This is a genomic window from Paenibacillus sp. WLX2291, from assembly GCF_046603665.1.
GTDB lineage: Bacteria > Bacillota > Bacilli > Paenibacillales > Paenibacillaceae > Saccharibacillus.
On sequence record NZ_CP176755.1, the window covers coordinates 3,871,609 to 3,887,589 of the forward strand.

Below are 15,981 nucleotides of genomic sequence, written 5' to 3' on the forward strand. Positions count from 1 at the left end.
GCTTGCGCCGGATGATACGACAGGAGTGCTGCAATAGGAGATTCTGTGATTAATTGGCGGAATCGGCAGATGTAGCAGATTCGGAACGAGAGGCTTCTTTGGATGCTGACCATTCATCTACAATGATGCGGCTACCGTCGATACGGACAACCTTCACATGACGATCGCGCTCAATATAACCGCCTTGCGTTACTACGTCGATATGACGACCTTCGATCAAGATCGTTCCCGATGGACGCAGAGGTGTCAAACTTGTCCCTTCTAGACCGATTAGCTGCTCACGCTGTAAATTCGCCATATAACTCTCATCCGAGGTCAATTGCTCGCTCAGAATAAAACGATTCCAAACACCGCGCTTACGGAAAATGTATGCAACGATACTAACAACGATTGCAGCCGCTACAAAAGCAATGCCTAGTGAAAGCAGCGCATCCGATGTATCACGTGCAGCCTGTACAACCGCGTAGATCAAGCTCCCCGCCCCCAAGATTCCTAATATGCCAAAGCTTGGTATGAAAAATTCCAGTACTAGCAACAGTAAACCGGCAGCGAACAGAATCCATGTTAAGGAACCCGAGTAACCAGCCAGCTGTCCGCCGTAGAAAAACAATCCAAACGCAATAACGCCAACTGCTCCCGGCGCGATCACGCCTGGCACGAGAATTTCAATTGCAATCCCTGCAATCCCGACAAACAAGAGCAACGTTTGAACGACTGGGTGGGTCAAAAATGCAGCAATGCCAGTTCCGACTCCTGACTGGGTCGCCTGCACAGTTTCGGCTGCGGCATGAACCGGCAATGCATACGCCAGCAGACCTACAATCAGCGTTAGCGCAAGTATTCCCCAAGTTAAGGATGGACGACGGTAATCCTTTCCGCCATCGTTGTACATCATCATATGATCTTGCCCCCTTCTTTTCAGCTGTACATTCTGAACAAGGCTGGACATACCGTTTACGGTCATTCCTGTCAAAATGACCAAGTAAACAGCAGAAACTGCTTATACTTTATTATACGCACAATACGCTGCGACGTTTCACAAAAATGTAATAATCTTCATATTAAATGTGAGCCTTCTCTAAAAAGGTACAGAAAAAAGCACCTTCTTTAACGAGTAAAGAAGGTGCTTTTGAATTTGTTTATTGCAGAAGCTGCTGAACCGCTTGGTTCACAACTTTTCCGTCTGCGCGACCTTTGACCTTAGGCATCAAGGCGCTCATTACTTTCCCCATATCGGCTTTTGAAGAAGCACCGGTCTCCAGGATGGTCTGCTGTACAATGACTTTAATTTCTTCTTCAGAAAGCTGGGCAGGAAGATACTCTGAAACGATCTCAATTTCCGCTCTAAGGTTAGTTGTCAGGTCGTCACGACCTGCTTTCTCAAATTCTTGGAGGGCATCTTTGCGCTGTTTGATCTCACGGCTAAGAATATCAAGCACTTCATCGTCGTTCAAATCGCGTTTCAAATCAATTTCCTGATTTTTAATCGTCGAACGGACCATGCGGATGGTGGACAATTTAAACTTATCCTTGTCCCTCATCGCCTGCTTCATATCCTCGTTCAATCGTTCGCTAAGACTCATGACGGATAAATCCTCCTAAAACTTTCTTTTGCGCGCAGCCTCAGATTTTTTCTTACGCTTTACGCTCGGCTTTTCATAATGTTTGCGTTTTTTCACCTCAGCCAGAACGCCATCTTTAGCGATGGAGCGTTTGAAGCGACGAAGTGCTGCATCAATTGTTTCGTTTTTGCGAACTTTCGTTTCAGACACCAGTTTTCCCTCCCTCCGACCAGACCGTCCGGAAAAATAACACGGCTTATCAACTTTCATTATAGGTGAGAATGGATTACAGTGTCAACATCAACACAGCTTTTTCCAGCATTTTTTTATGACGAATCTGATCAAATTGTTATTTTGGATTAAAAATGGATAATATTAGTCCGTCAATTGATCACTTATCCACAGTCTGAAGCTGTCATAGCGCACGATGTGGTTGTGTTTGACACTATAATCGTTATCTCTCTATTGCGAACTATTGTTGCTGTGCCGTGATCGTAATGCTGTAAACGGAATCTTTTTTACGTAATTTTTGTATGTCCGATGCTAGATCGAGCGCTAATCAATGAACGAAATGCGTATGCTTGTGTGCGCCGTCCATTCCAATAAACTGTTATGCGTGCGAATCAGAATTGCCGATCAGGGCGCCCAGCTTGTTACCACCGAGTAGATGATAATGCACATGCTGCACTGCTTGTCCGCTATCTGGACCGCAGTTGTTGATGAGACGGTAGCCGGATTGATCTACGTTAAGTTCTTTTGCCAGTTGAATTGCGATGCCGTGAATATCAGCAATCAATGGCAGATCGTCGGTAGTCACCTCATTCATGGAATCGATATGCTTTTTCGGAATGATCAGCACATGCACAGGTGCTGCCGGGGCGATATCGTGAAAAGCAAGAATACAGTCGTCTTCATACACTTTGTTGCCGGGGATGGTGCCAGCGGCGATTTTACAAAATAGGCAATCTTCTTTGAACATGGAAACTTCCCCTTTCATCGTTACACGTATTGGATTCGATCAAATGATCGTACATTACTAGCTCGTTGAACGTATATTACATCGTTTCCATTACGACGCGTGAACCGACGCCCGCCTGCTCTGCCGGTACGACCACCAATTTGCGAGGCAGCCGCATACGTAGCTCCGGTACGTGGCTGATAATGCCGACGGACAGACGATCCGTGTGCAATTTCTCAAGCGACGTAACGACTGTATCCAGAAGTTCGGGATCAAGTGTACCAAATCCTTCATCCAAGAAAAAGAACTGAAGCGGATATTGCCCGCGTAGTTGAATCTGTGCTGACAATGCCAGCGCAAGGGATAGTGAAGTCAGGAACGTCTCACCGCCGGACAAGGTGGACACTGGACGACGAATACCGCCGTTGCCGTTATCGCAAATGACAAAGCCGCCGCCGGAATCGACTTCCAGCGAATAGCGCTGTCGGGTCAAGAAGCGTAGTCTCTCCGAAGCTGCCAGGCTGACCTGCATTAACTGCTCCTCAGCGATATATTCTACAAATGCGTTACCACGCATACTTGCCTGCAATTTGGATAAATGATTGGATTCTACGGCAAGCTCTGTCCGTTGACGTTCCAGTTCCAACCAGCGAACATGCCGCTGTTCCAGATCTTCAAAATCGCGCGTAGCGCGTGCACGATACTCCAGTGCTGCTTCGTCCGCTTGACGCGTCTCCTGCCATTCCTGTTGCAACTGCTGCCATTGTTCTTCTGACACCGTTTGACCATCCAGCTTGGATTCCAGCTCACGCAAATGAACACTTAGCTCGCGCTGCTGTTCACGGTGACTGTCAATCCGCTGACGTGCTGCTTGCAGTTGCTGCTCATCCATCCGCGCCGCTGCTACGTGATGCTCATCGTCAAAGCGCGATTGCTCCAGCGCCTGCTGCCAACGCTGTGCAGCCTGTTCAGACTGCGCGGATAGAGATTGCGCGGATTGCACGGCAAGGGCGTGATGTTGACCTGCCTGTTGGTGCAACTGCTGCGCGCTACGAAGCCGCTCAGCCCATTGCGTCGCTTCGTGGCGATACTGATTCAGCTCATTGTTCGCTTCGGTAATCAGCTGCTCGGCAGATTGCTCTCCAATCCACTGCTGCAACAGGTTTTGTTTTTCCTGTAAATATCGCTGATCGCCTTCATAACGAGTGCGTTCCTGAATCTGCTGACGTTCTAGCGTATTGATCTGCTGCTCATATTGGCGAATCGCTTGGCTTCGCTCTTCAATATAAGGCGCACTCTTTTCCAAACGTCCTCGAATTTGATCTGCTTGTTCATCCAGACGTGTAAGATCGGCAAACCGTTCTCTTGCTTGCTGCTCGGTCAGCTCTGGATGATGCTGTTGCCAGTCCTGTAACAACTGCTGGGTCTGCTGCTGAGTAGCTTCCAGTCGGTTGCGGGATTGTTCCAGCAACCGCTGGGCACTCTGACGCTCCGCTTGCAATGCAGTACGACGCTGCGACCAATCACGCTGTTGTTGGCGCCAATTGCGCAATTGTTGACGCAGTTGATGAATACGCTGTTCCAGATCGCTAGTTTGCGCTACATATGCATTCAGCCAGTTTGTAGCTTCTTTCTGCATAGAGTTGACATCTGTCTTATCTTGGAAAGCAAGACTTGCATAGGAACCTGCAAATTCAGTGTTGTATGGATCTTGCTTGGCAAGTCGATCTTGTTCCGCTAACTCTGTTTGTGCTTGCGTAGAAGCTGCATCGGTATGGGAATATGCTTCCACAGTGGATCCATCGCTGTGCAGCCACTCCCAATCCGTCAGCAGTGTGCGCAATTCAAAGGTACGACTGCGGATACTTTCGCTATGTTCACGAGCCGATTGTTGTAGCTGCTCTATCACTTGCAGCGCATCCTGCTCCTGCTCAGTAGGTGCTTGCTCGGAATTCTGCGGCAGACTGGCAGGATGCGGGTGATGTACTGATCCGCAGACCGCGCATGGTTCTCCATCTTGCAATTGAGCTGCCAGCACGGTAGCCAGACGATGCGTCTCGGCTTCTCTGGAGGCAGCATGATGTGACTGCTCCCACTGCTGAAGCTGCTGCTGAAATTGCAACAATATTTGCTCTTGATGTTGCTGCTCACTTTGCAACGATGTTGCTTGCTGGAAGAGATGCTGTTCTTCACTACCAAAACGGATATTTTCCTGTTCCAGCTGTTCCCATGTTGCATCATATCGTGAAGCGGCGGACTGTTGAGCTTGCTGCTCGTGCTCCAATTCTTTGAAACGAGAACGAGCGGTATCCAGTGCATTCAATCGTTGCTGCGCTTCTTGCAATTCGCGGCGATCCTGACTGCGCACTTCGGATGCGCGAAGCTGTGTGTTCAATTCTTCGCGCAGTGCTTGCGCTTTGTCCAGTAGCGCTTGCTCACGCTGAGCTTGCTGCTGGGCATCGTTGAGCTGGGCAGCAATCTGCTCCAATTGCTGATGCAGTTGCAACTGCGCCTGCTCTAGTTCACGGCATTCTTTTTGCAGTGTAAGTGCTTGTTGCAGTTGTTCCAGACGTGACAGAAGCCGTGGCTCGTGCTGATTCAATTGCTGACGTGCCTGTTGCTCCTGCTCCGTTGCATGAACAGACGCTTGCTCTGCCTGCTTCCATTGATTGTGCAATTCATCGGCGCGTTGCTGCTCCTGCTGGGATTGCTGATGCATTTGTTTCCAGCCGTCCAGCAAAGGCAGTAATGTCTGTGCAGATACTGCTGCTTCCCACTGTTGTTCAAGAGCAGCAATTGCGTCCTCGTTCCCGGACAATTGCTCCAGTCGCTGTTGTAGTAATGACTGTTCATGGATCAGCTCACGTACTTTGCCCAACTTTTCCAGACGGATGGTCACTTCCTGCAATCGTTGACGCAATTGCTCCGCTTCCTGCGCCGCCTGCTGCAAACGTTCTTTGGCAACTTTGACGGCATCAGCAGACGCATCGCCCAGACCGGTTTGCTCGGCGGCAAGTCGATCCAGACGATTATCGGTATCTTTGACACGCTGACTGAGCTTTTGCATCAATCGGTCGCCGTACTTTTCCAAATGGAACAATCGCTGGAGCATCTGCCGCCGGTCGCTACCTTTTAATGATAAAAACTCGGCAAATTTGCCCTGCGGCAATACGACGGCGCGAGTGAAATCGTCCATTTTCAGACCGATATAGTCTTCTACACAGCGAGTCACATCGCCCAGCTTGTCAGCAATGACACGATCCCCGTCTGCCAGACATTCGATAAAACGACTCATGCTGTTGCTCACCGTATGCTCGCCTGTGCGCTTGAAGCGTCGCTCGACCCGGTACTGATGCGTACCGACATCCGATAACAGCTCAAAGGAAAACGATACAAACACCGCATCCTCCGAATGATTCAAGATGCCCTGTGTACCATTCTGTGCACGTTCGACCTTGCCGTACAGTGCTAGCGTGATCGCATCCAGTACCGTCGACTTGCCACTTCCAGTCGGTCCAAAGATGCCGAACAATCCCGTTTCACACAAGGTAGTAAAGTCGATCTCTTGCTGTTCACGGTAACTTTGCAGACCGGACAGCTTTAATAATATAGGCTTCATGACTGCACTCCCTTACCTGTCTCCGTTGACGATGGTTCCAGTTGCTCCTCGCCATCGATCAGTTCCAAGAAAATCTCAACCATTCGGTCGTCCGGTACAGCCCCGCCAGTCTGACGCTCATAAAATTTGCGGAACAATTCATGGACTGGTAATTGTGCACGCTCGCTAAATTGTTCTTCAGCTTCAGTTTGCGGGTATACCGGGCGAATGTTGACGATGCCACTGTACGCTTTGCGCAGATTCTGAATATCGCCCATCGACAATGCTTCCTGTAACGATATTTCTAGATCGATAAAGGCGTTGGGATCGCGTCCTTCGTCTAGCCATTGATAGACCTCGGCAAGACCGCCCTTCGCCTTCCAGCGTACAAGTGGACGTCCACTGCTCAGGAACAATTCTTCCATCTGCGGTACAGCGCCGGGTACAATGTCGAGCATCGTCACTGATTTAGCTTGCCCGGCTTCGGAAAAGCTGTATGCGAGTGGGGAGCCGCTGTAGCGGATCATACCTTCCCCTTTGACCGCCTGCGCTCGATGTAAATGACCGAGTGCTGTATATTGCGCGCCGGTATACAACGCTGACGGGTCGACGGTATAAGCGCCACCAACTTGAATCGGACGCTCGGAATCCGTTTCGACACCGCCGAGTACGTATACATGACTCATCGCCAGATTGACTGTATCTGCGCGGAAGCCTGCCGATAACTGCTTCATCAGTCGACCGACACGTTCACTGTAAGCACGCCGAATATTATGTTCATCATGATCGTCGATCAGCAACTCATTCAGCCGCGATTCGGACGGGTAAGACAATGGTGCGATAACCGCCGTTTCACCAGTACGCGGAATGGAAATCTCTAATCCGGTTGGTGACGGTACGCCAAGCAGATGAATCCCTCTGCCACGTACAAGCGGAGCCGCGGATGAAATGCGTTCCGGCTGATCATGGTTACCAGCAATAATGACCATCGGTCGTCCATTTTGCGTTAGTCGTGCTGTCGCTTCATAAAATAGCTGTTCCGCCATTGCCGGCGGATTGACGGAATCGTACACATCGCCCGCCATTAAGATCAGATCGGCTTGTTGATCATCCGCCAGTGTGACCAGTTCATCGACAAAAGCGATTTGCTCTTCCAGCCGACTTCTGCCTTCCAGCGTTTTGCCAAAATGCCAGTCTGCGGTATGTAAAATACGCACAGAATTCCTCCTTTATCGTACAGGGCATGCCATGAATCGGCATACCCTTTGTTGGTTGAATATATTTATTAGCTGAATAAGATGAAATGGAATGAAAATCCGACACTTGAATTTGGTTCATTCCGTGTAGAGTTTGAATCAGTACGTTTAGATATATGATTTCTTATATTCATATGAATCAATCATTTTCAATATAGGATGCCTTTGCACTCTCATTAACAATACATTATACGCTCAAACGAACTTCCTGCTGACCGTCGAAGAAGTAGAGCCATAGCTCATCTACTTTCCAGCCGAGTGACTGTTGTACTGCTTGCGCATACAGCTCCAATTGTACACGATAGCGTTCTTCCAGCGCAGCCGTACCGCCCTGATGTTCCAGCACACGGTCAGTTTTGTAATCGACCAGAATCGTGCGCTCACCTTCACGAAACAGACAGTCGATAATGCCCTGCGTTAGCATCACATCACCAGCATCATTGACAGGTAAGCCATAACTGAATGCCAGCTCGCGCTTGATCCAATCTGCTTGAAGCATGCGCTGACCAAGCTCTATTTCGAAAAATCCTGTAATATCGCTCGTTGTGACGCTATCGACTTCTGTTTGCCTCAAAATCTGATCTTCCACAAGACGCTGTTTGACCTGCTCTACATCCTCTACGGTCACACCGCGACTTGTATCTAGTGGTACACGCTGCATTACAGTATGATAAGCTGTGCCTCGCTCTGCACCGGTCAGACCTTTTTGCTCCATGAATTTGGGACGGTGCAGCTTCAAGCTGTTGTCGCGGTTCAGTTGAAGCGTTGGATTGGACGACGTAGCATTGGATTCTGTCGTTCCCGTAGTAGACGATACGAGATCGCTGGATATTGAACTTGTGTGATCGGCACTTGATGTCTCTTCCACGCGGCGCATATACTTTTGCAGCAATGGATTGAGATTCCAGATGTCTTCCCACAGATCGGCATCAGGTGCATCTTCGGACACGAGCTGATGCTTCAATTCGCTGACTGTTGTTTTGGCTGCAATATGTGCGGCTTGCTCATATCGATACTGCCAAGACAAACGTTCATGAATAGATTGTTCCAATTCACGCTGTTGCTGTTCCAGCTGTGCTTCTAGTATTTCTTCATTCGCAATATCCGCTGTACCATCATCCGAAGCTAGATGTGGTGCTGGTAGATGTTGTTTATGATGCCGTGCAGTGTCTAGCAGTTGCTGCCAATCCGGGGCATGCTGATGTTGGAGAGATTTCCATTTGGCATCGTCTTCGCGAATACCATGCTCATCCTGTTCCTCACTGGCTACTTCGTTCAGCAGCTGACGTGTATCGATAATGCTCAATTGCCATTCTGATCGGTCGTCAGCTAGCACTGCCGCATACGGTGCGGCAGCAGCTTCGCTTCGTTCGCGGAACAAGGTGGCAGAACGATGGCGCATGAAGGCAGGGCCGAGCCAATCGAGATAACTACGCGCACGGGACAGCAGATAATCCGGCAGTTCCAACGCTGGATACTCTTGAATCTGACTCCATGACGCAATCTTTTTATCCAAGTCCTTGACGGTAGCAATCATGATCAGCTTGTCGCGCGGACGAGTCAGTGCTACGTACAGTACACGCAGTTCCTCTGCCAACAGTTCATTCATACCACGGCGGCGAATTGCTAGATTGGGCAAAGTCGGATAGCTCACCCGTGTATCTTCATCGACAAATTTGGGACCAAATCCAAGCTCCTTATGCATTAAGAAAGGCGCATTCAAATCTTGCATATTAAACATTTTGGACATGCCTGCAAGAAAGACGACCGGGAACTCCAGACCTTTACTTTTGTGAATGGTCATCACTCGGATCGCATTCTCCTCTGCACCGCCAGATACTGCGCCCAGATCGCCACCCGTATCCTTCAATCGCCGAATAAATCGCAAAAAGCGGAACAATCCGCGCGATGATGTCGAACGTTCAAACTGCCGTGCACGCTCATACAATATGCGCAAATGGTGCTGACGTTGCACACCACCGGGCAATCCGCCCAACCAGTCCACATATCCCGTTTCCCGATAAATGCGCCAGATCAGGTCGCCCAACTCACCTTCACGCGCTTCGGCACGCCAGCTCTGCAATTGATCATAAAAGCGCTGCAAACGCAGTCGCAATGCTTGCGAAATATTCTGTGCATCAGACGCAGGATGAATAGACATAGAATCTGCTGAAACGAAGGTTGAAGCGTCTCGCATTGCTTCGTCACCTGTATGCTCACCTTCTATATGTGCTGGCACGGAGCCAAACAATGAAGCATCATCCTCATTGACAGCATGACTCGGAATCTCATTTTCCACAGCTGGCATATCGTCAACATCAGCTACAACCGCTGGTTGGTCATACTGATGCAGTGCATCATTAGGAAGCATAGGATACGACTGTCCTTCTTCATCAACAGAATGCTCATCATTGACTGTACGATGTGTATCCACCAGCGACAGCAATGCCTCGTAAAAGGTCACTTGCTTTTGCGCCAGCCGTACGTTTGCCAATTCGTCTTCATTTAGACCGACCAGCGGCGAGCGCAGAACGGATGCAAGGGGAATATCCTGCTGTGGATTGTCGATAATTTCTAATAGCGATAGTATAATATCCACTTCCACCGCTTCAAAATATCCTTGCTCCACATCGCTATATGCAGGAATCCCAGCAAGCTGCAATTCCTCGATCATCAGCGGTGCCCAGATCATCGTCGAGCGCAGCAAAATAACCATATCCCGATATTCCGCCGGACGCAGATCGTCCAGACCTTTATCGTAAATCATTAACGGTTTGCCATCAGGTGACGTCATCTCCCGCACGCGTCGGATGATCGCCTGTGCTTCCAAGCGTGCCGCTTCTAGCTCCGAATCATCGACGACAGCACCTTCCTCTTCGCCATAATCCGTAGCAGCATACGAATCGTTGCCACTCCGTTCTAGCAACCAGAATTCGGGTGCATAATCATTGACAGATTCTGGCGCGCCCGCCGGATACGATGCACCTGCGACCAATTCGGCGCGCTCATCGTATTCAATCTCCGCTACCTTCACATTCATCAGCTGGCGGAAAATCATATTGACCGCATCCACCACCTGCTCACGACTGCGGAAGTTACGGGACAGATCAATGCGACGCCCCTTCCCACTCCAATCATCGCGATACTGATGATACTTTTCCAAAAACAATCCCGGCTCTGCCAGACGGAATCGATAAATACTCTGCTTCACATCGCCTACCATAAACCGATTGCCCGGTACATCACGCGAAATCAAGCGTACCAATTGCTCCTGCACCGAGTTTGTATCTTGATACTCATCCAGCATCACCTCGTCAAAGCGCTGACGATATTCCAGTGCAGCCGCTGACGGCACTACATGCTCCGGTGTCGAATCAGGATGCCGCAGAATGTGCAGCGCATAATGCTCCAGATCGGAAAAGTCGACCCAACCGCGCCGCTGCTTCTCCTGCTGATATTTATCGCTGAAACGGATAATGACCTCTGCCAGTTCTTCCATCAGCGGAGCCGCTTCACGCAATTCCTGAGCAAACTCATCTGGTGTACGTCCGAAAAACAGTCCGCTTATCTCGGATAACGATTTTTTCACCGTTTCGCGCATTTGTTTGACATGATCCTGAATGCGCACATCCAGACCGTCCTTACGTACCGGTTTCAGCTTGCCAAACGCCGCCTGTTGAAACGACTTATACAGTTCCGACCATGGCTGAATCGCCGCAATATCTTGTAACCGATGAATCAGTTCCAGATCAGCATTCAGCGTCTCTACATACGCCGCCGGACCACCTGGTAGCTGTGCCGTTTCTATCGCTTGCAGCAACACAGCTTCCATCCCATCTAGCGCCACCTGCACATCGCTCACAATCTGACGCACCCATGTGGATTCTTCCAGTTGTACCGCATTGTCCACATAAAACGCATTCGCCATCTCCCGCAACCAGTGCTCCGGCCACGGATGACTGCGTGCAAAATGATACAATCGCTCAACCAGCTTCATCGCTGCATCATCACTGCGCTCGCCGCCGAACCAGTTGATCAAGCGGTGAAACTGACGATTGTCCCGTTCTTCTTCCTCGGTATATTTCTCCTCAAACAATTCTTCCAGCAATTCCTCGCGCATCATCGCGCATTCATTTTCACTGGCGATACGGAAACCTGGATCTAGCGGAATCATCGCATAATACCGCTGAATAACCTCCATGCAAAAGGAATGCAACGTCGTAATCGACGCTTGTCCGATCAGCGCGAGCTGTCGACGTAGCCGCTCATCCTCCGGTCGATTCAGCACTTCGCGATCCAGTGCTGCCCGAATCCGTTGCCGCATCTCGGTTGCCGCTGCCTTCGTAAAGGTCGCAACGAGCATCCGATTCACATCAAGCGGATATTGCGGATCAATAACCTGACGGATGATGCGCTCAACCAGAACCGCCGTTTTACCAGAACCAGCTGCTGCTGCGACCAACAGATTGTTACCGCGCAGGGAGATGGCGTTCCACTGATCGTCCGTCCAAGTGCTATTATCCGGTCTTGGCATATGCAATTGCTGCAAAGCCCGTGCACGCTCACTATTCTCATCAACATTTCCAAACAACTCATCTTGTTGTCCGCTCACATAGGATTCGTTAGATTCGGTAGTCCGCTTATTGTCGTCATATTGACTATCATGAACATGCAAATCATCGTTGCTCATGGTTGCTATCTCCTTTCTGCCCGTCCTGCCGGTTTTGCAGCAGTTCCCAAGTTTCATGTTTGTTCGGCTTTTTCAGTAAGTTATAATTGTTCCCCTTGATGCTCTCGTCAAACTGACAAACAGGTTTATAGGCACAGAACGTACATGCCTTTTCCTGCTCGATTCGATACGGAGTAATGTCTGTCGCACCATCGGTAATGCTGCTACCGATCTGCTTCGCAGTATGGCGTACATTGCGTAATAGCTCCTGCCACTGCTCCGGCGATGCAACCGCTGAACTGCTGTAAAATCCACCATCTGCCTTGATCGCTACTGGTAAAATGGACGAATATCCTTTTTCGAGCGTCGTGTCCATTTTGCTAATGACGTCGCGATCTGCCATCAGTAGACCTTTCATTTTGAACTTTTTGAGCAGCTCTTGCTGCGATTGTTCCATGCTCAAACGATTGCCTGCTTGCAGCAGCGGATTATGCACATGAAAATATAATGCGCCCGCGGGGTCTGCTTTTTTGCCCATCACGTCTTCCGCGTGCGTTAGCAGTACATCCAGATACGTGAGCATTTGCAGCGCCAGTCCATAATACACTTCATGCAGCTTCAAATCGGTAGAGCTGGATTTATAGTCAATGATGCGAATGAGCAGATTATTCTCACCTTCTGCCACATCCACCCGGTCGATTCGTCCAACGATCTCCATCGTATATCCATTATCCAGCGTAAATTGCAGCGGTGGCCATTCCCCATTCGGACCGAAAGCCAATTCTAGATAACGTGGCTCAAATTGTCCACGGCGTGACTGTTCCCCGATAATGACGGAAGCACGACTCACAATATCCCGCAGCTTCCGCGTAATATAACCGTATCGTTTGGAACTGAGCAAAATCTCCCCCTGCAAGCGCGGACTGTGCTTGTCGACCGCCGCTTCCGCCGCCTGTACACATTCCTCTGGCGTCAGATCGCCCCAGTTGCGACCGGAGCTTTGCAAATCCTTTGCCAGTGTTGTTAGTGACGCATGGAACAGCTGTCCAATATCCGGCGCTTTTAGGCGATACTCCTGCCGTTCGCGCAGCTTCAAGCCACGGGAAGCAAAATGGGCAAATGGGCACGATACAAACTGCTCCATACCCGATACACTGGTGCGCAGCGTACTGCCATAGAGATGACGACTTGTTGCTGCTTGTAGTGGAGTGCCTTCATTGGCGTAATCCAGCGATCGTAATAGCAACTGCAATTGCGGTTGCCAACTTGGCTGACGATCATACCACGATAGCGTATGCCACCATATCATCGGGATATCGGTGCCCTGCTTCCAATCACGCAACTGTCCGATCAGGTGCGGCAGCGTCGTTTGTGGCGTGCTGATCAATTCCAGATGCTCCTCCGGCGTCTGACGAATCCCGGCAGTCAGGCAGATATTGTGCTCACGCATGCCCGGAAATAGACCTTTGACCGTCGTAATGACTTCAGACGGCATTAGACCTCTACCTTCTTCGTCGCTCATCGCATAGCTGATCCACAGCCGCTCACTCGCTACCGTCAACGCATGGTATACGATAAAGCGTTCATCCAGCTGACGGCGCGTAATGCCCGGCGCCAGCTCCAATCCGCCTTCCGTCAAATTAAGGCGCTCCGCTTCATTCAGAATTCCCTGATCGGCAAAGACAGATGGCACAATGCCATCATTCACACCAAGCACAAATCCGTATTGAATATCCAGCGGACGTGTCCGATCCAATGAGCCGATCAGCACCTGATCAAGGGCAGGCGGCACAACACCAAGTCGCAAACCGGACAAACCGGTTTCCAGCAAGCCGGAGAAGGCTTCCAGTTCCAGCTTATCTTTCTGCATAATATCGACAACCTGATCTAGCAGCTCCATGACATTACTATAGATCTGGATATGCTCACGAGCGCGTAATGGATCACCATGTTGTGCTGCACGATGACTGAGCTGTTCCAGCTTGTCAGCAATGTTCAGATCGTCCAGCAATTCGTAAAGGGCGATACAGAGCGACGTAGCATGCTTCGCTTTTTTGATCTTCTTTTCAAAACGGGATAACGGTTCAGCAACACGCTTACGTACGAGCTCCATTTGCTGTGATAGCATCTGTTGACGTTCACTCTGCTGCTTCTCGGGTTCATCCGCTTCCAGCGATAAGCTGGGCATTCCCTGCCACGGACGACCGTCCGCCCAGCGATGACCGTGAATACCAGATGCCAGTACCATATTTTCCAGTCGATCCAGATCGGTCTGACTGACCTGCTCATCCAGCGTAACTAACAAACCGGTCTTGATACAGCGAAATACATCCTCATAGCGCCAGTTGTACATCACAATATCCAGAGCGGAGCGCATCAATTCCGATAGCGGATGATGCAGGATACCACGTCGTTTATCCAGAAAATACGGAATCCCGTAATCATCCAGTAGCGGCGCAATCAGATGCTCATAATCTTCCAAATTACGAACGAATACTGCCATATCGCGCCAGCGTGCGCCTTCGTCGCGTGCCAGTCGTACCATTTCGCGCAATGCACCTTCAATCTCGGTACGACGATCCGGTGCACAATGAACAGACAGCTCTCCCTTGTCATGATTGGCAGTTTGACTGCGGCTCCATGCTTGACGCGTTCGGTAGCCTTTTTCCAACTGAGCCAGCTGTGGACTCGTGCGAAAGCGAATCGGCACGGTGGTTGTATCGGTAGACAGATTCTCTATCGCCTGCTCGTCGGCATGACCGAGCGCTTCTGCCAGCTGATACAAACGGCGAAACGCCATTCCCTGCTGATAAAACAGTTCCATCTCACCCGGCTGTTCATGAATATATGGAGTATCCAGCGTCAGCGATACGGTAACTGATACTGCCTTTTCCAGCAAGGCAGCGATAACAGCATATTCCTGCATCGTAAAACTGTGAAAGCCATCAATCCATACTTGCACGCCTTCCAGCGCTTGGGAACGCGGCAATGCTAGCGCCAGATCGTTCAGCGTATCGTCGCGATCCACATACAGACCGGATAGCCCGGATTCATATTGCTGATATATATGTTGCAAATCATGCAGCTTGTCTGTTAGTAGCGGCGAGATTCCGGTTGCCGCCTGACTGACGTATTCCTCCAGCTTATCTGCGGTCAGCGAATAATGCTTGAACTCGCTGTACAGCTCGCTTAGCTGGCTAATAAAGCCAAATTGATCACCTGCGCTGCCAAACAGTCGCAGCTGTGGCTGGTGCTGCTGAATGAGTTTGTATAACAGCATTTTCTTGCCTTCATCACCCAGCGGCGTTTTGGCAGAGCCGCCCACTTCGCGCAGAACGAGTTGAGCCAGACGACGAAAGCCGTAAACGCTGGCACGCATATTGCCACTCAGACGCGAGCTACGGATAAGGGCGTGCTCGGTTTGAAAGGAAGCTTGTTCCGGTACGATGATCAGCAGCGGTGATCCGGTCGGATCGGCGCTAATCTGATCAATGACCCGGTTGATGATTGTCGTTGTTTTGCCGCTACCAGAGCGACCTAGTATAAATGTAAGGGGCATGGGAACATCACCTCTAAATTGGGATGGGCTTTATTTTCATTAGAGAACATATGTTCTTTATACTTCAATGTACTCCACATGGATGCAAAATTCAATACAGGTACAAGATGAAGTTGGATATGTAGCGGTTTTGGGCACAGGTTGGAGCGGTTTTGAAGCTTTCGTATAGCACCTGATTGTACGTTCAACAAGCTCAATCATTTTGATGTGTGGAATGATAGGTATACACTCATTGCGTGTAACAGATGCATGGACATGGAAAAGCCCTCCGCCTGTAGCGTACGAAGCGGTACGATAGGCGGAGGGGATTCCTCACCGTGGGTTTATTATACTATAACGGCTTTGCAAACGATAACGGGTTCGGTTACATGGATCATGA

General features: G+C 49.9%; 8 protein-coding genes. All 8 read right to left on the reverse strand.

Annotation, left to right across the window (positions count from 1 at the left end):
• Positions 1-49 precede the first annotated feature (49 nt).
• Positions 50-898: an NfeD family protein gene (locus tag ACDE64_RS16560; protein WP_411343213.1), complete on the reverse strand. Its 849-nt coding sequence runs from the start codon at positions 896-898 to the stop codon at positions 50-52.
• A gap of 241 nt (positions 899-1,139) precedes the next feature.
• On the reverse strand, positions 1,140-1,583 hold the full coding sequence (locus ACDE64_RS16565; RefSeq protein ID WP_411343214.1) for a GatB/YqeY domain-containing protein: 444 nt from the start codon (positions 1,581-1,583) through the stop codon (positions 1,140-1,142).
• Positions 1,584-1,598: 15 nt separating this feature from the next.
• A complete protein-coding gene (rpsU, locus tag ACDE64_RS16570; RefSeq protein ID WP_005547957.1) occupies positions 1,599-1,772 on the reverse strand; it encodes a 30S ribosomal protein S21 in 174 nt (57 codons plus the stop codon).
• Positions 1,773-2,172: 400 nt separating this feature from the next.
• The gene (locus ACDE64_RS16575; protein ID WP_411347546.1) at positions 2,173-2,541 is read right to left on the reverse strand and encodes a histidine triad nucleotide-binding protein; all 369 of its coding nucleotides are present in this window, start codon (positions 2,539-2,541) and stop codon (positions 2,173-2,175) included.
• 76 nt (positions 2,542-2,617) lie between these two features.
• Entirely contained in the window at positions 2,618-6,139 is a 3,522-nt protein-coding gene (locus tag ACDE64_RS16580) for an AAA family ATPase (protein WP_411347547.1), read from the reverse strand.
• The gene (locus ACDE64_RS16585) at positions 6,136-7,335 is read right to left on the reverse strand and encodes an exonuclease SbcCD subunit D (RefSeq protein WP_411347548.1); all 1,200 of its coding nucleotides are present in this window, start codon (positions 7,333-7,335) and stop codon (positions 6,136-6,138) included. The genes ACDE64_RS16580 and ACDE64_RS16585 overlap by 4 nt, the downstream gene beginning before the upstream one ends.
• A gap of 226 nt (positions 7,336-7,561) precedes the next feature.
• A complete protein-coding gene (gene addA / locus ACDE64_RS16590) occupies positions 7,562-12,064 on the reverse strand; it encodes a helicase-exonuclease AddAB subunit AddA (protein WP_411347549.1) in 4,503 nt (1,500 codons plus the stop codon).
• On the reverse strand, positions 12,051-15,602 hold the full coding sequence (addB, locus tag ACDE64_RS16595) for a helicase-exonuclease AddAB subunit AddB (RefSeq protein ID WP_411347550.1): 3,552 nt from the start codon (positions 15,600-15,602) through the stop codon (positions 12,051-12,053). Before addB ends, addA begins: the two co-directional genes overlap by 14 nt.
• Positions 15,603-15,981: the final 379 nt, after the last annotated feature.